General features: G+C 58.3%; 13 protein-coding genes and 1 pseudogene. 13 read left to right on the top strand and 1 reads right to left on the bottom strand.

Features of this window, described 5'->3' with window-relative positions:
* Positions 1-290 precede the first annotated feature (290 nt).
* From gltA to GNX18_RS00980, 6 genes and pseudogenes are all read left to right on the top strand, one after another.
* The gene (gene gltA, locus GNX18_RS01000; RefSeq protein ID WP_138235928.1) at positions 291-1,580 is read left to right on the top strand and encodes a citrate synthase; all 1,290 of its coding nucleotides are present in this window, start codon (positions 291-293) and stop codon (positions 1,578-1,580) included.
* Positions 1,581-1,967: 387 nt separating this feature from the next.
* Positions 1,968-2,459, top strand: a pseudogene (locus GNX18_RS00995) (hemerythrin domain-containing protein); the annotation flags it as partial.
* Positions 2,392-2,556, top strand: coding sequence for a hypothetical protein (locus GNX18_RS19795; protein WP_371808095.1), 165 nt, complete (start codon positions 2,392-2,394; stop codon positions 2,554-2,556). The pseudogene GNX18_RS00995 and the gene GNX18_RS19795, both read left to right, overlap by 68 nt.
* Before the next feature lie 97 nt (positions 2,557-2,653).
* On the top strand, positions 2,654-4,669 hold the full coding sequence (locus GNX18_RS00990; RefSeq protein ID WP_166214886.1) for an FAD-dependent oxidoreductase: 2,016 nt from the start codon (positions 2,654-2,656) through the stop codon (positions 4,667-4,669).
* The gene (locus tag GNX18_RS00985; RefSeq protein WP_166214884.1) at positions 4,670-6,013 is read left to right on the top strand and encodes a cytochrome c3 family protein; all 1,344 of its coding nucleotides are present in this window, start codon (positions 4,670-4,672) and stop codon (positions 6,011-6,013) included.
* A gap of 20 nt (positions 6,014-6,033) precedes the next feature.
* The gene (locus GNX18_RS00980) at positions 6,034-6,582 is read left to right on the top strand and encodes a DUF3365 domain-containing protein (RefSeq protein ID WP_166214882.1); all 549 of its coding nucleotides are present in this window, start codon (positions 6,034-6,036) and stop codon (positions 6,580-6,582) included.
* 95 nt (positions 6,583-6,677) lie between these two features.
* Here GNX18_RS00980 and GNX18_RS00975 read toward each other — a convergent pair whose 3' ends face one another.
* The gene (locus tag GNX18_RS00975; protein WP_166214881.1) at positions 6,678-7,997 is read right to left on the bottom strand and encodes an NCS2 family permease; all 1,320 of its coding nucleotides are present in this window, start codon (positions 7,995-7,997) and stop codon (positions 6,678-6,680) included.
* Between the two features lie 285 nt (positions 7,998-8,282).
* Here GNX18_RS00975 and xdhA point away from each other — a divergent pair, with 285 nt between their 5' ends.
* The 7 genes from xdhA to GNX18_RS00940 all read left to right on the top strand — a co-directional run bounded on the left by xdhA (position 8,283) and on the right by GNX18_RS00940 (position 16,607).
* Entirely contained in the window at positions 8,283-9,737 is a 1,455-nt protein-coding gene (xdhA, locus tag GNX18_RS00970; RefSeq protein WP_166214879.1) for a xanthine dehydrogenase small subunit, read from the top strand.
* The gene (gene xdhB / locus GNX18_RS00965; protein ID WP_166214877.1) at positions 9,730-12,081 is read left to right on the top strand and encodes a xanthine dehydrogenase molybdopterin binding subunit; all 2,352 of its coding nucleotides are present in this window, start codon (positions 9,730-9,732) and stop codon (positions 12,079-12,081) included. Before xdhA ends, xdhB begins: the two co-directional genes overlap by 8 nt.
* Positions 12,078-12,986 carry a xanthine dehydrogenase accessory protein XdhC gene (xdhC, locus tag GNX18_RS00960; RefSeq protein WP_166214875.1) on the top strand — a complete coding sequence of 303 codons (909 nt, stop codon included), beginning with the start codon at positions 12,078-12,080 and terminating at the stop codon, positions 12,984-12,986. The genes xdhB and xdhC overlap by 4 nt, the downstream gene beginning before the upstream one ends.
* Positions 12,983-13,480 carry a 2-oxo-4-hydroxy-4-carboxy-5-ureidoimidazoline decarboxylase gene (gene uraD / locus GNX18_RS00955; protein WP_166214873.1) on the top strand — a complete coding sequence of 166 codons (498 nt, stop codon included), beginning with the start codon at positions 12,983-12,985 and terminating at the stop codon, positions 13,478-13,480. The genes xdhC and uraD overlap by 4 nt, the downstream gene beginning before the upstream one ends.
* A gap of 33 nt (positions 13,481-13,513) precedes the next feature.
* Positions 13,514-13,846: a hydroxyisourate hydrolase gene (uraH, locus tag GNX18_RS00950; RefSeq protein WP_166214871.1), complete on the top strand. Its 333-nt coding sequence runs from the start codon at positions 13,514-13,516 to the stop codon at positions 13,844-13,846.
* A gap of 54 nt (positions 13,847-13,900) precedes the next feature.
* Entirely contained in the window at positions 13,901-15,256 is a 1,356-nt protein-coding gene (gene guaD / locus GNX18_RS00945; protein ID WP_166214869.1) for a guanine deaminase, read from the top strand.
* 106 nt (positions 15,257-15,362) lie between these two features.
* Positions 15,363-16,607 (top strand): urate hydroxylase PuuD, encoded by a 1,245-nt coding sequence (locus GNX18_RS00940; protein ID WP_166214867.1) that lies wholly within the window; start codon positions 15,363-15,365, stop codon positions 16,605-16,607.
* Positions 16,608-16,618 lie beyond the last annotated feature (11 nt).

Below are 16,618 nucleotides of genomic sequence, written 5' to 3'. Positions count from 1 at the left end.
GGTTTGACAATTTGAGGCGCGGCACTTAAGTTTGGCCGCGCTCAAAAGCCCGCTAGCCCCATATCCGCGTCCGGATGCCGCCAACGAAGGCCCTCCGAGCCCGCAGAATCCGGCACTTCCCGGGTTTTGTCTGTGCACATATAACGCCTGCGATACACCTTCCTATAAAAAGGTGATCACAGATGAGCGCGGAACGCGCCCCTCTCCGGGCCGTAGAATCGCTGAATTATTTCAGTGGTTTGTGTGGAAATTAAAAAAGCTGGCAACAGAATAGTTTTTAGGAGTCCACAATGTCCGACAAGAAAGCTCAACTCACGGTCGACGGTATCGACGCCCAACTCGACCTGCCGGTCTACTCCGGTACCGTCGGCCCCGACGTTGTCGATATCAGCAGCCTGGCAAGCAAAGGTCTGTTCACTTTCGACCCGGGCTTTATGTCCACTGCCTCCTGCGAGTCCAAGATCACTTACATCGATGGCGCCAAGGGTGTACTCCTGCACCGCGGCTACCCTATCGAGCAGCTGGCGGAAAAATCCGATTACCTGGAAACCTGCTACCTGCTGATGAACGGCGAACTGCCGACCGTCGAACAGAAGAAAGAGTACGTCAGCGGCATCATGAACCACACCATGGTGCATGAATCCCTGGTCAACTTCTTCAAGGGCTTCCGCTACGACGCACACCCGATGGCCATGATGTGTGGTGTGGTCGGCGCCCTCGCCTCTTTCTACCACGACTCCCTCGATATCACCGACCCCGAGCACCGCAAAATCTCCGCCGATCGCCTGATTGCCAAAATGCCGACCCTCGCCGCCATGTGCTACAAGCACAGCAAGGGCCAGCCGTTCATGTACCCGGACAACAGCCTCAGCTACTCCGAAAACTTCCTGCACATGATGTTTGGCAACCCCTGCGAGCCGAGCAAGATCGACCCCGTGGTAGCCAAGGCCATGGACGTGATCTTCCTGCTGCATGCGGACCACGAACAGAACGCCTCCACTTCCACCGTCCGCCTCGCGGGCTCCTCCGGCGCCAACCCCTTCGCCTGCATTTCCTCCGGCATTGCCACCCTGTGGGGACCGGCGCACGGCGGTGCCAACGAAGCGGTACTGAACATGCTGGAAGAGATCGGCGACGAGAGCCGCATCGACGAGTATGTGGCAAAAGCAAAAGACAAGAACGATCCGTTCCGCCTGATGGGCTTCGGCCACCGCGTGTACAAGAACTTCGACCCGCGCTCCCGCGTAATGCAGGGCATCTGTGACGAAGTTCTGGGTGCCATGGGTGCCGAGAACGATCCGCTGCTGCGCATCGCCAAAAAGCTTGAGAAAATCGCCCTGGAAGACGAGTACTTCGTAGAGAAGAAACTCTATCCGAACGTGGACTTCTACTCCGGCATCATCATGAAGGCTATCGGGATCCCCACCGACATGTTCACCGTGATCTTTGCCACCGGCCGTACCGCCGGCTGGATCGCGCACTGGAACGAGATGATCTCCAACCCGTACAAGATCGGTCGCCCGCGCCAGCTGTACACTGGCTACACCGCACGCGACTACGTTGCTCCCCAAGACCGCTAATCCGGCTCTAACGAGAACGTTCAAAGAACCCGGCACATGCCGGGTTTTTTTGTGGCTCTGAAAACTGCTTCCCTTTATATGCCTGTATACCAGTACAGCGCAATGCCCCCCGTCGCGTTGAAAGCAGCCGAAGTGGTACGCTTGTAATTAATTTAAGCGTAAAAAAAACGTAAAACAGGCATTTATTCTACGCTTGCTGCATTTCACGCCCGACAAAACTGTGACAGCATTCTCGCATTGAAAAATTAACTGGACTATATCCCCCAAAAGAAGGTTTATTTCACGCCATTGCGCGGCAGAATCCATAACCTGAACGACAAGCAAAAGAAGCCTCAACAACAACAACAACAACAACACGAACTCCGTTCCCCAATTAAGGCTCAAATAATGTTTCGCATTTTTTCTGGCAAGTCCCGCACTACGCCCCAGGACAGCAACAGCAGCCCAGGCACAAGTGGTACTCAGGTTCAGGGCCGCACCATCAGCTATGATCCCACTCTCATCATGGCACTGAAGAGTGACCACCATGAACTTATCCGGATTTATCAGCAGATATGGTCCGAAGGGTATGAAAGGCAAGATTTCCGCAAAATCGCCGAGTTACTGAAAGCATTCAAGTCCACATTCCAGGCACACCTTATCAAGGAGAATGTAAGTTTTTACGTTTACCTGGAGCAGTCGCTCACTAATGACTCGCATACTCTGCAGATTGTGAAAGATTTCCGCACAGACATGAACGATATCGCCAACGCGGTAGTTCAGTTCTGCAAGCGTTATTCACGCGATGTTTTCAGCAGGGAAATGCTGCTGGATTTCAAGCGCGACTATGAAAAGATCGGAGAGGCTCTCACCCGAAGAGTCTCGCTGGAAGAAAGAGAACTCTATACTCTGTACCACCCATCGTGATCTGCGGATTAACTTCCCGCTGATGATTCCGCTGATAGAAGAGGGCTGTCGAACACTATTACAAACTTGACCGTGAAATCATAATAAATACAAAAAATTGGATTTGGTAATGGCTCGAGGGATTACCCGCACGGCGGGTGCACAGAGGTACTCGGGAGGCGACATCAGTGACTGAAGCTTTTGAGAAAGAGCGGCCAGGCGCGCAGGAACAGGATGCCGCACGAAATACGGAATACCCGATATACGTTATTGTCGGGGCTGGTCCAGTGGGCGTGCGATGCGCCCAGAAGTTACTGGAACACAGCACCGATACCCAAGTGGTACTGATCGGTGAAGAAGATGAGCCTCCCTATAACCGGGTAAGGCTATCGCAGTATTTATCCAGCGATGCATCACAGGAAGATCTCGCCAATCCGGTTCAGCAGAAGAAGAACTCCCGTCTCGCTGAGTTCCGCAATCGACAAATTGTACGTATCGACCGCAAGCGGAAAGTCGTCTACGACGAAGCGGGTACGCCCCAGCCCTATTCCAAACTGATCCTTGCCACTGGCTCCCGCCCGTTGATTCCGGATATTCCGGGCGTCAACCTGCCCAACGTCATTCCCTTCCGCAGCTTCCGCGATGCCCGCCGTCTAACCGAGCTGCGCACACGCAGTAAATCTATTCTCGTTGTTGGCGCTGGGGCTCTGGGCCTGGAGGCAGCCGCCGCACTGAAAACACAAAGCAATCAGGTGACGTTGCTGGCACGCGCTGGCCTGCTCGGCGGCAAGCTCAGCAGTTCATCGGAAAACTATCTAAAGTCTGCGCTGCTCGCCATGCAGGTGGAGCTCAAGTGTGATGTGCATTTAACGCGCCTGACCGGCACATCTCTTCTGGAGAAGGCGGAGCTCTCCAATGGCGAATCACTTGCGGTCGACGCGGTTGTTCTCTGCACAGGGATTACTCCGGAAGTCACCCTGGCAAGGGCCTGTGGGCTGGAAACCAGCCGCGGTGTCCAGGTTAACCAGTACATGGAGACCAGCGATCCGGATATCTATGCTATAGGAGAATGCGCGGAGTATGACCATCGCATTTACCAGTTGGTCCGCCCTGGTTTCGAGCAGGCGGACATCTGCAGCCGTCATATCTGCACTTCCGGCGACACATCCACTACTCCAGGTTACGCGGGAAGCCGCACGGACATAGAGCTGAAGATCGCGCATATTCCCTGTGCTCTCCTTGGGCAGACAGCGCCCGACGCCTGCGGACAGACCACGCTTTACCGGTATGAAAACCGCTTCAAGGGGTTGTGCCGGGAACTGCAGGTGCGCGAGGGTAAATTAGTTGGAGCTACTATTGTCGGGCCGTGGGAAGAGCGACTGCGTATCGGCAAGTCGATCATTGACGGCGAGAGCATTTCCAGAAGTGCCCTACAGAAATTCCAGCAACATGGCAATCTGTGGCAAGACCAGGCCACACTGGGAATAAAACAACAACCCGACAGCTACCTTGTCTGCCAATGCAACAGCGTTACAAAAGGTGAAATCTGCAAGTCCATCGCCAATGGCAAGCGCACATTGCACGATCTGGAAGCGGAAACCGGTGCAGGTTCAGTGTGCGGCAGCTGCCGCCCATTTGTCGCTGAACTGCTCGATGTCCCCGCGCCCAATCTTGTTATGCGTCACGCGCGAGGCATTCTGGTCGTCTCTCTGCTGTCGCTGTTATTGATTGCACTGGCCGCACTCGTACCCGCACCGGAAGTCAGTAGGAGTGTTCAGGTCAGCTGGTTCCTGAAAAACATGTGGTACGACAATTTCTGGAAACAGGTAAGTGGCTATTCGCTATTAACACTGTGCCTGCTAACGGCCAGCCTGAGCCTGCGCAAACGCCTGAAAAATCGCGATCTCGGACATCTTGATCACTGGCGTTATGTGCACAGTATCATCGGTTGTCTGGCACTTCTGGTGCTCATGATTCACACAGGATTTCGCTTGGGGGAAAACCTGAATCTGGCGCTTATGCTGGTGTTTCTTGCGGCCACCTCCACCGGATCCCTGGTGGGTGTATTCATGGCCAGAAATCATCACTGGACAGACATGAAGCTGCGCGAACACCGAAAGTGGTGGTCACGTATTCATTATGCTTTGCTGTGGGCCCTGCCGGTTCTGCTCTTCTATCATATTTTCGCCGTTTATTATTTCTAGATGAAAAATTATAAATTCAAGTTCTGGCATTACGGGCTGGTCGTGACACTGATCGTGGCCGCACTGATTACCTACAATCTCGAAGCATCAGACAAGTCATTTTTTCTCAGTGGGGAAACCAGCCACGGCCATCACCAGATTGAGTTGGCATGTACCACCTGCCACGGCGACGGTTTTGCCGGCCAGGACTTTATGCAACAGGCCTGCCTTAACTGTCATGCAGAGGAACTGGTACAAGCCAACGACAGCCACCCACGCACGAAATTTCTCGACCCCCGCAATGCCGGCCTACTGGCGCACCTCGATGCACGTCTGTGCGTTTCCTGCCACACCGAGCACAAACCGGAGATCACCCACGAAATGGGCGTGACCCTGGCCGGAGATTTTTGCGTGCACTGCCACAGTGACATCGCCGAGAACCGACCAAGCCATGCTGGCTTCGGCTTTGACACCTGTGCCAGCGCGGGTTGCCACAACTACCACGACAACCGCTTCCTCTATGAGGATTTCCTCGCAGAGCGCATAAATACCCCGGATCTACTGGCGAATGCACAGCTGCCGCTACGCACGCTTGTCAGTGAATGGCAGAAAACACATCCCGACAGCAGACCACTCTCTGCGCACGATATGGACATGGAAATAGAGTCAGTTGCGCCGGAAACGCTCACGGGAATTCAACATGCCTGGGCGGACAGTACCCATGCTCTTACCAACACCAACTGCAGTAGTTGCCATGTGGACAATCAGACCGAATTCACCAGTGCGGAAATTGTCACAATGTGTGGAGGTTGTCATACCGAGCAGCGGGAAACGTTCACACAAGGCAAACACGGTCTGAGATTTTCTTCGCAACTGCCGGAAGAGTTCAGGCGTACCGTCGGCGCCATGTCTCCTGTTGCAGCCCAAATTGCCATGCAACCGGCGGCAAGTACCGAACTGAGTTGCACAAGCTGTCATGGTGCGCATGAACTGGACATGCGCTTCGCTGCGGTAGAAGCCTGTCTTGGCTGCCATGATGACGAGCACAGCCGCAATTATCGCGCTTCGGCGCATTTCAAAGCCTGGCAATCCGATGCGACCGAAGGCGTCAGTTGTGCAGGCTGCCACCTTCCCCGGGAAGAAAACAATGGTCGAATTGCAATAAACCACAACCAGAATCACAACCTGCAGCCCAATGAAAAAATGCTGCCGGTATGCCTCAGTTGCCACGGTGTGGAATTTTCAGTGGCCGCATTGGCGGATGAGCACCAGTTGAAAAGTAACTTTCGTTCACCAGTATCAAAAGGTCATGACACGTTCAACTTGATCCGTGACCGGATTGCCCGAATAAAAACCAACAAGTAATCCCAACAGGAGGGGAAACCATGCGTATTCGCGCTTTCATCTTGGCTGCAACGGCGGCACTTGCCGCTTGCGGAAAACAACAGGGCATCGCACCACAGCGAATGGCGGATGCCATTTTCGCAGTGATTGAAGCTGACCGTGCCGCCTATACCAACAATGTCGTCAACCGCCTGCAGAATGAAGAAGGGGTGATAAAGGCGGATGAGCACTGGAAAGACACCAAAGCCCTGCCGCTACCGGCGCAGATGCTGCGTATGGGTTCTGAACGGGTCGCGGAACAGGGCGCCGGTTTCAACTATGCACTACTCTCCCAATGGGCTATCAACAGCCAGAATAAGCCGCGCACAGATCTGGAACGCCAGGGGCTTGAATTTATTGTGGAGAATCCCGGCAATAATTTCTACGGTACCGAGAAGCTCGGCGATACCGAATACTTCACCGCAATCTACCCCGACGTGGCGGTGTCCCCAGCCTGCGTCAGCTGTCACAACGAACATGTAGACAGCCCCCGTAAAGACTTCGAGCTGGGTCAGACCATGGGCGGTGTGGTAATCCGTTTCCCGCTGTAGTCCCTGCTGCCAGTTTCGGCACCACAGAGATCTGATGTCCGCCAGCCAAGACAACTGACGGGCATCGGCGCTGTGCAGCAGGGTTTCTAGCCTCCTTACAGAAAAGCAAATTTCAACGCGAAGATACCAGCCACCAGGTAAACCACTGGAGGGCATTCACGATACTGACCATTGAGCAGCTTGATTCCTGTGTAGGCAATAAATCCAAGGCCGATACCATCGGCAATGGAATAACCCAGTGGCATTGCCAGTGCCGTGACGACTGCCGGTGCACTCTCACTGTGGTCGCCCCAGTCCAGATCTGCCAGGCTTCGCGCCATCAGGCAGGCTACGAATAACAGCGCAGCAGCGGTGGCATAAGCCGGTACACTCTGCGCCAGTGGCGCAAACAGCAAGCACAGCAGAAATGCCACCCCGCAGACGATAGCCGTTACACCAGTGCGGCCGCCGGCCTCCACGCCGGCGGCACTCTCGATATAACTGGTGGTGGAGGAGGTTCCCAGCAACGCGCCCCCCAAAGTGGCACCGGAGTCTGCCAGCAGTGCCTTGCCCAGGCGTGGTAGTGAGCCGTCTGGGCGTACCAGCCCCGCCCGATTGGCCACCCCCACCATAGTGCCCGCGGTGTCGAATACATCCACCAGCAGCATGGTGAGAATCACAGTGACCATCGAAATATCCAATGCCCCGACGATATCGAGCTGCATCAGTACCGGTGCCGGCGAGGGAGGTAAAGCCACCACACCTTTGAATTCCACTTCCCCCAGCAACCAGCCCACGGCGCTGACTGCAACGATACCGATCACCACCGCTCCTTTGACACCGCGCTGGGAGAGTGCCGCGATTACGACAAAGCCGATGAGACACATCAGCGGTCCGAATGCAGTGAGATCCCCCAGAGACACCAGCGTGGCTGGATTGTCGACCACTACGCCGGCGTTGCTCAGCGCTACGATCCCCAGAAACAGGCCGATGCCCGCCGAAATTCCCAATTTCAAATTGCGCGGGATGGCATTGATCAGCCATTCGCGAAATGGCAACAGACTTAGCGCAACAAAAAGTATCCCAGACAGGAATACCGCCCCCAGTGCTGTTTGCCACGGATGCCCCATGCCCAACACCACGGCGTAGGTAAAAAAGGCATTCTGGCCCATACCCGGCGCCAGTCCCACCGGGTAATTACCCAGCAGGCCCATAAGAATCGAGCCAAATGCCGCCGCCAGGCAGGTGGCCACAAACACCCCACCGAAGTCCATCCCGGCCTCGGCGAGCATGGCCGGATTGACCACGGTGATATAAGCCATGGCAAGGAAGGTCGTCAGCCCCGCGAGTAGCTCGCGGCGCCAAAAGTCTGCAGGCTGGACCCCGCTCACCGACGCCGCCGGCCCCAAATTGAAGTACTCCACCACTCTTTGCATATTCGTTCACCGAAGTGCCAACTGTTGTTCCAACGTTCTCTACATTTGTTGCAATTTTTAAACCAACTGGTCAACTTTTGCATGCTGTACTTGTCGGTCCGGATGCTATTGCACGCGACAAAAATTCCAGTCACCGGAAACAGTCCCACAGAGTACAAAGGCGGCCCTTGCCTTGGGATGGCGCCGCCCATAAAAACCTGTCCACTTGGCCAGCTTTTTGCTTGAGTGCTGGATAACGGAAGCACACCTTCCGGATTCTGTGAACACGGGCAGCAGGAGCCACCGGTGAAATTTGTTCTGAATCGCGAACTCGTCGAGGAAAACTCGCTTGCCGCAGACACCACCCTGCTGCGCTATCTGCGCGAATACAGGCGATTGTGCGGCACCAAGGAGGGTTGCGCTTCGGGCGACTGTGGTGCCTGCACCGTATTGCTCGGCGCGCTTGAGGACGGGCGTATCCGGTACCGCGCTGTCAATGCCTGCATTACCCCGCTGGCCGCCGCCAACCGCCGCCATCTCGTCACCATCGAATCCCTGTCCAACAGCGGCAGACTGCACCCGGCGCAACGGGAAATTCTGGAACACCACGGCTCCCAGTGCGGCTTCTGCACCCCCGGTATTGTTATGTCGCTCGCCGGCCTCTATCAGCAATTGCTCACCGACAATGGCCCGCAACCGGATCGCACACAGGTGTGCGAGGCCATCTCGGGCAACCTGTGCCGCTGTACGGGTTATAGGCCGATTATCGACGCGGGTCTGAAAATGGTGCGCGCACCAGACGAGTCGCACCGCCTCGACGCACAAGCGCAAATTGATCAACTGGCCAGTATCGGCCACACCGAAACGCCGCCGGGTTACTTCCAGCCAGCGAATCGAAAAGAGCTGCAGCAGGCACTGGCCGAAAATCCCGACGCGCACCTGATCGCCGGCGGTACCGATCTCATGCTGGAAGTCACCCAACGTTGCCGCCCGCTCAATACAATAATTGACCTGTCACGGGTGGCGGAGCTGCGCCGTATCGACGAGCGCGACGGTTTTATTCACCTGGGTGCAGCGCTGAGTTACCGCGAGATGGAATCTTTTTTTGCCGATCGCTCCCCGAGCATCCGCACTCTGCTCGAACGCATTGGCTCGCGCCAGATCCGCAACCGCGGCACCCTCGGCGGCAATATCGCCAATGCCTCGCCCATCGCGGATCTCCCGCCGCTGCTACTCGCGCTGGATGCTCTCGTTACCCTCGCCGATGCACAGGGTAACGAGTATCACATGCCCCTGTCGGACTTTTACCGCGGTTACAAAAAAACAGCGCTTGGGAACGCGCAGTACCTGGCCGAGATCCGGTTCCCGGCCCACACTCTGAGCGACTTCCACCGCGCGTACAAAGTCAGCAAACGCCGCGAGGATGATATCTCTGCGGTTATGGCGGCCATCCGGCTGCGCACCGGTGCCGGCAAATGCGGCGAAGTATTTACCGAGGTACGTATTGCCTTCGGAGGAATGGCGGCGACCCCGGTGCGGGTTGCAGCCGCCGAATCGGCCCTGCTCGGGCGCGCGCTGGAAGATGAAGACGCTCTCAACACCGCGCTGGCCGCCATCGCCACAACCCTGCAGCCCATTGGCGACGTCCGCGCCAGCGCGGCGTACCGAATGCAGATCGCGCAAAACCTGCTGCGCAGCGCCTGGCAGAGTCTCCCTCAGCAAAGGATTGGCAAACGCGCGGCGGAGGTACGCCATGCGTAGACTGCCGCAGGCGCTTGCGCGTGCTGACACGCTAGATGCGAGCATTCAGAAGACCGTCGCCCATGAGTCTGCCTACAAACAGGTTACCGGCCGCGCGCAGTACCTGGACGATATTCCCGAACCGCCGGACATGCTGCACTTGGCGACCGTGGGCGCGGCACAGGCCTGTGCACTGATCGAAAATATCGAACTCGATGCCGCGCGCTGCGCGCCCGGTGTGGTGGATATCATTACCCAGGCGGATATTCCCGGCAGCCCGGATGTGTCACCGGTATTCCACGGCGACCTGCTGCTGGCCGGCGAGTGCGTGGATTATGTTGGCCAGCCGGTGGTGGCGATTGCCGCCACTACCCTGGAGGCCGCACGGCGTGCCTGCGCACAGGTAAAAGTACGCTATCGCGCGCAACAGCCTCGCCTGACGGTGCAGGAAGCGTTGAATCAGAAAGACCTCGTGCTGCCGAGCCAAACTCTGAGGTGCGGCGACGTCGATACCGCCATTGCCAATGCCGACCACCAGCTGCGGGGTGACATCTACCTGCGCGGCCAGGAGCACTTTTATCTGGAAGGTCAGATCAGCATTGCAGTGCCCAACGAGGACGGCGGTGTAAGAGTCTACAGTTCCTCCCAGCATCCAGCGGAGGTGCAGAAACTGGTAGCGCAGGTACTCGCTGTGCCCGTGCATCGGGTGCAGGCGGAAGTGCGGCGCATGGGGGGCGCCTTCGGTGGCAAGGAATCCCAGGCCGCTGCACTCGCCTGCATGGCCGCGGTGTTCGCCGTGCGCAACCAGCGCCCGGTGAAATACCGCATGCCACGCCGCGACGATATGACACAGACCGGCAAGCGCCACGACTTCTGGAATCAGTATCGCGTGGGGTTCGACACGAATGGTGTCATTCGCGGCGTCGAGATGGACCTGGCGGCGCTCTGTGGCCACAGCGCAGACCTGTCCGACGGTGTCGTCGACCGCGCCATGTTCCACGCGGACAACGCTTATTTTTACCCGGCGGCGCGTATCAGCGGTCACCGCTGCCGCACCAACACCGTCTCCAACACCGCCTTCCGCGGCTTTGGCGGCCCACAGGGTATGGTCGCCGCCGAGGCCATGCTGGACGACATCGCCCGCGCGCTCGGCGCCGACCCGCTGGATGTCCGCAAGCGTAACCTGTATCGAGGTAACAGGAATACCACCCCCTACGGCCAGACACTGGACGAAGAACTGCTGCCTCTGATCGAACAGCTGGAACAGACCGCCGACTATCGCAATCGACGCCAGCAGATTCGCGCCTTTAACGCATCCAGTACACGCATAAAAAAAGGCGTTGCGCTCACACCAGTAAAGTTCGGGATTTCGTTTACTTCAAAACACCTCAACCAGGCCGGCGCACTGCTGCACATATACGCCGACGGCAGTATTCACGTCAGCCACGGTGGCACCGAGATGGGTCAGGGGTTACACACGAAAATTGCGCAAATCGTCGCGCGCGGATTCGGTGTAGACCTGGCGCGGGTGCATGTGGCCGCCACGGCCACAGACCAGGTACCCAACGCCTCCCCCACCGCTGCGTCCGCCGGCACCGACCTGAATGGCATGGCAGCACTGAATGCCGTCAATACCCTGAAACAGCGTCTGCTGGAACACGCCGCCGAAACCTACCGCGCCGACATTGAACAAATCGGCATCCGCGACGACCAGTGCTGGATTGGCGAACGCGCGATACCTTTCAACGAACTGGTCAAAGGCGCCTACCTGGCCCGAGTTTCCCTGTCCGCAACAGGCTTCTACCGCACCCCCGGAATCGGCTACGACCGCGCCGCGGCCCGCGGCCGTCCCTTCCTGTACTTCGCCACAGGTGCCGCCGCTTCCGAAGTGGAGGTGGATCTTTACACCGGCGAATACCGGGTGACACGAGTGGACATACTCCACGACGTTGGCGACTCACTAAATCCAGCCATCGATCTCGGTCAGGTGGAGGGTGGTTTCGTGCAGGGCATGGGCTGGCTCACCAGTGAAGAACTGCTTTGGAATGAACGCGGGCAGATCCTTTCAGACAGCCCCGCCAATTACAAAATTCCCACGGCCGGCGATGTGCCGGAAGTCTTCAATGTGGATTTTTTCAACCGCTCCCATTTGGCAGGGAAAGCAGACGAAGAAACCGTCTTCCGCTCCAAGGCCGTGGGCGAGCCGCCGCTGATGCTCGCCATCTCCGTCTGGTGCGCCCTGCGCGACGCCTGCGCCAGTCTCGCCAACTACCGCTTCAGCCCTCCCCTGGGTGTACCCGCCACACCGGAACAAGTCTACTTCTGCGCCCGTGCGGCGAAGGATTTCGCGGAGGCACAATCGTGATCAGCAAGATACCCTGGTTCGAGGCCGCCGCCGACCGCCGTCGCCGCGGCCACCCGTGGGTGCTGGCGACGGTGCTCAGCACCCGGGGTTCCGCGCCGCGCAACAGCGGTACCAAAATGGTGATTGACGCCCGCCACAGCTTCGACACCCTGGGTGGCGGCCAATTGGAGTTCCAGGTGATCGCCCGCGCCCGCGAGCTGATCAGAGAGGGCCGCGAGCGGCAGCGACTGGAACACTTTCCGCTGTCATCCCGCGCCGGGCAGTGCTGCGGTGGCAGCGTCACGGTACTGCTCGAATGTTTCACCGGCAGCGAACTGCAGCTGCATATTTTCGGCGCCGGTCATGTAACCCGCGCTCTACTGCCGCTCCTGGCCCCTCTGCAGTGGCAGCTGCATTGCATCGACAACCGCGCGGAACTCGTGAATGACGCGCTGCTTGATAACGACCTCGACAGTCGCGTGCAGACACACTTTTTGGAAAACCCGGTGGAATATGTATCGCAGATGCCGGTTGCGGCCTTTGCCTTGATCCTGACCCAGGACCACGCCCTCGATTACCGGCTTCTCAGTGCGCTGCTGGACCGCGGTGATTGCGCCTATATCGGTATGATCGGCTCGCGCACCAAGGCCCAGCGTTTTCGCCACCGCCTGGCCAGCGAGTCCTTTTCACCGGAGCAGATCGACGGATTCCACAGCCCGGTGGGCCTGCCGCACGTGCCGGGAAAAAAGCCTGCGGAGGTGGCGATATCCATCGCCGCACAGCTACTCGCGGAGAAACACCGGCTCAGCGCCGGCACGAAAAACAAATCCACCGGCATTGACTGGAAAACCCTGCGCAACAGCCTGAACAGCACATCCGAAGCCTGCGTGGAACACGCCGGAATACCAGAGAGGGAACGTCAGTGACGCCATACACTCTCGAGCAGTTCAATCAGCTTGCGCCGCAGCAGCGACAGCGCCAGCTACTCGACTGCTGTTATTGCAACCGCTGGGCAGATCAGCTTCAGGAATTCGCGCCGTTCGCCAGCGTCGAGCAACTGCAGAATATCGCCGCAAGAGTCTGGGCCTATCTCGACGAGGGCGATTACCTCGAAGCCTTTGCCGCCCATCCCCGCATCGGCGATCTGCAGCGATTGCATGAAAAATTCGCCAGTGCCGAGCAGGGCCAGGTTGCGCTTGCAGACGCATCCACGCTTGAAGAGCTACGGCGTCTCAATCGCGTCTATTTCGAAACTTTTGGATTTATTTTCATCGTTTGCGCCAGCGGAAAACCCGCGCGGGAAATGCTCGCCGCGATTAAGTCCCGCATTGCCAACAGCCGCGAGCAGGAGATTCGCAACGCCGCCGACGAACAGGCAAAAATCACCCAGCTGCGGCTGGGACAATTGTTCGCCGTATGACCCTGGAGAAGACACCGGAAAGTGACAGCTCACATGCACAAAGCGCCGATCACCACACATATTCTCGATCTGCACCGGGGCCTCCCCGCCGCCGGTGTCACCGTGGAGCTGCACTGCGCCGGGCTGCCGCTCGCCATCGCGGAAACCGACAGCGACGGTCGCATCCAACAATGGGGTAAGGACTTCGAACTGGTGCCCGAGCACTGGAGCCTGGTGTTCCAGTTGCAACCCTGGTTCGAAAAATACGGAGGGGAATGTTTTTTCCCCCGGGCAACGCTGGAGTTCATGGTTGTCGACCGCAACCGCCACCATCATGTCCCGCTGCTGCTGAGCCAGTATGGCTACACCACCTACCGCGGAAACTGAAAAAGAAATCCAGCGAATAGAGAACGGAAAAATGACATTCGAAAGGCACCCGAGTTGAAGCAAACCCTGCTGCGCAGCCGCATCGTCCACTTTCGCGACGACATTGCCGCCCCCCCGGACAGCGCCCTCGAATATTTCGAGGACGGCGTGATCGGCTTCGCCGACGGACATATTACCTTGCTCGACGACGCGCGCCGCGCCGCGAAGCAGGGCCTCGACCTGAGCACCGCCGAACACAGACCCGATGCGTTGATCAGCTGTGGTTTTATCGATGCGCATGTGCACGCGCCGCAGCTTGCGGTGATGGGCAGCTACGGCGAAAAACTGCTGGACTGGCTGCAAAAATACACCTTTCCCGCGGAACTGCGCTTCGCCGATGAGGAAATTTCCCGGCAGAACGCCGACTTTTTCATCGATGCACTGCTCGCGCACGGCACCACCAGTGCCATGGTATTTACCACCAGCTTTGCCCACAGCACCGAGCACCTTTTCGAGGCCGCCCAACGTGCGGGTATGCGGCTGATCGCGGGCAAAGTATTGATGGACTGCAACGCCCCGGACGCCCTGCTGGACACACCGGAGCGCGCCCTGCGGGAGTCCGCAGCCCTGATCGAAAAATGGCATGGCCGCGGGCGGCTCGGGTACGCCGTCACCCCCCGCTTCGCCGGCACCTCCAGCCGCGCTCAGTTGACCGTGGCCGGCCAGCTGCTGCGGAATTACCCCGACCTGTGGCTGCAGACCCACCTCAGTGAAAACCGCGACGAAATCGCCTGGACCGCCACCCTGTTTCCCGAGGCCAGCGACTATCTGAACATCTACGAACGCTATGGCCTGCACGGCGAGCGCAGTGTCTATGCCCACTGCATCCACCTGACCGCATCGGAACAACAGCGCTTGACTGACGCGGGCGCTGCTGTCGCCTTCTGTCCATCTTCCAACCTGTTTCTCGGAAGCGGCCTGCTGGAGCTGCAACAGCTGCGCGAGCGTGGGATCCCGGTTGCGCTGGCCACTGATGTGGGCGCCGGCACCGGCCTCTGCCAATTGCAGAGCATGGGGGAAGCCTACAAGGTCTGCCAGCTCCAGGACTACGCCCTCGGTGCCGCCGAAGCCTTTTACATGGCCACCCTGGGCGCCGCCCGCGCTCTGCATTTGGAGCGGTATATCGGCAACCTGGCACCGGGCAAGGAGGCGGATCTGCTGCTGCTCAATGGCAGCCGGGTACCGCTGCTGCGCGAGCGGCTGCGCCACTGCCGGAATATCCGCGAGGAACTGTTCGCCTATATGAGCATGGGGGATGAACGCATCATCGAGCGCACTTACGTGTCTGGTGTGGCCATCGGCAAGAATGCGTGCCCTGGCTACCGACAAGCATCGGACCAGAAGTGGCTATTTACTCCCGCAGCGTATTAACCCGGCAATGAAATAGTTCACGACGAATTATTCGATTGCCGGGTTAATAGCTCCGCCATTCCGGTCAACGTCCACATGGCCAATCAGCAATATCAGGAGATCACCGATGGAAAGCCTGCTTTACGACTGGTTCAACCTGCTGATCCGAATGCTTCACGCGATTGCCGCCATCGCCTGGATAGGTGCGTCCTTCTATTTTGTCTGGCTGGACAATCACCTGGAAGTGCCGGATGACAAAGGGAAAGCCAGGGGCCTGGCGGGAGAGCTCTGGGCAGTTCACGGCGGCGGCATCTATCAGGTGGGCAAATACCGGCTGGCGCCGCCCGTCATGCCGCAGCGTCTACACTGGTTCAAATGGGAGGCCTACACCACCTGGATCAGCAGCGCCCTGTTGCTGACACTGGTTTACTATGGACGCGCAGACCTGTACCTATGGCAGGTGGGTAAGTGGCCGGCAACGCCCACGGTCGCCGTCATCGCCAGCCTGTTGTATCTCGCTGCCGGTCTGCTCTGCTACGAACTTTTATTTCGTTTCCTGCACCCGCGCAGCCAGCAATTGTTCAACGGGCTGCTGGCGCTGATGGTGGCCATCGCCTGCTGGCTCGCAAGCCGACTGTTCAGCGACCGCGCCGCCTTCCTGCAGCTGGGTGCGCTGCTTGCCACCATCATGGCTGGCAACGTGTTTTTCGGCATCATCCCCGCGCAGAAGCGATTTCTCCGCGCGCTCGATGCCGGCGAAGAGCCGGCTGCCGCACCCATGTTGGCCGCGAGGCGCCGCTCGCTGCACAACAACTACTTCACCCTGCCCGTGGTGTTTTGCATGCTCAGCAATCACTACCCGTTTCTCTACGGGCACCGCTTCAACTGGCTGGCGCTGATTGCCTGTGTCGCCCTCGGCGCCTACGTCCGCCACTTTTTCAACCTCCGCCACCGCGGCCAGTTAAAGTTCCACATCCCCGTAATCGCTGCCGCCGGCACCCTGCTGCTGGCATTGGGTCTGGCGCAGACGCAGAAAAACATTGCCCCGACACCTCAAGATTCTGCATCGCCCACTGCGCGGAAATCTTTGGGAAATCCTATGTCGCTGGTGGAAACGCACTGCCAGGGCTGCCACTCCGCAGTTCCCACCGAGCCGGGCTTCAGCGCCGCCCCACTGGGGCTCAGGCTGGACACCCCGCAGCAGGTTCTGGCCGCGCGCGACAGAATCCTGCCAACCCTGCGCAACCGCTACATGCCGCTGGGCAATATCGCGGGTATGAGCGAAGAGGAGCGGATGGCGCTGATTGCCGCGCTGGAAACAGATGAAGTAATGGCAGTACAGAAAACAACGTTTCCGGATTCATCACCTTGAAAAAAAACGCA

Origin of the sequence: Microbulbifer sp. SH-1 (assembly GCF_011326135.1) — a bacterium.
Lineage (GTDB): Bacteria > Pseudomonadota > Gammaproteobacteria > Pseudomonadales > Cellvibrionaceae > Microbulbifer > Microbulbifer harenosus.
Note: the sequence above shows the minus strand (reverse complement) of the source record. Positions and strands in the feature narration are given on the sequence as shown.

What these genes read in the sequence shown, in the direction of transcription:
- GNX18_RS00980 (WP_166214882.1), top strand. Translation starts at nt 6,034, where the DNA reads ATGCGTATTCGCGCTTTCATCTTGGCTGCAACGGCGGCACTTGCCGCT.
- GNX18_RS00940 (WP_166214867.1), top strand. Translation starts at nt 15,363, where the DNA reads ATGGAAAGCCTGCTTTACGACTGGTTCAACCTGCTGATCCGAATGCTT.
- GNX18_RS00975 (WP_166214881.1), bottom strand. Translation starts at nt 7,997, where the DNA reads ATGCAAAGAGTGGTGGAGTACTTCAATTTGGGGCCGGCGGCGTCGGTG.
- xdhB (WP_166214877.1), top strand. Translation starts at nt 9,730, where the DNA reads ATGCGTAGACTGCCGCAGGCGCTTGCGCGTGCTGACACGCTAGATGCG.
- uraH (WP_166214871.1), top strand. Translation starts at nt 13,514, where the DNA reads ATGCACAAAGCGCCGATCACCACACATATTCTCGATCTGCACCGGGGC.
- GNX18_RS00985 (WP_166214884.1), top strand. Translation starts at nt 4,670, where the DNA reads ATGAAAAATTATAAATTCAAGTTCTGGCATTACGGGCTGGTCGTGACA.
- gltA (WP_138235928.1), top strand. Translation starts at nt 291, where the DNA reads ATGTCCGACAAGAAAGCTCAACTCACGGTCGACGGTATCGACGCCCAA.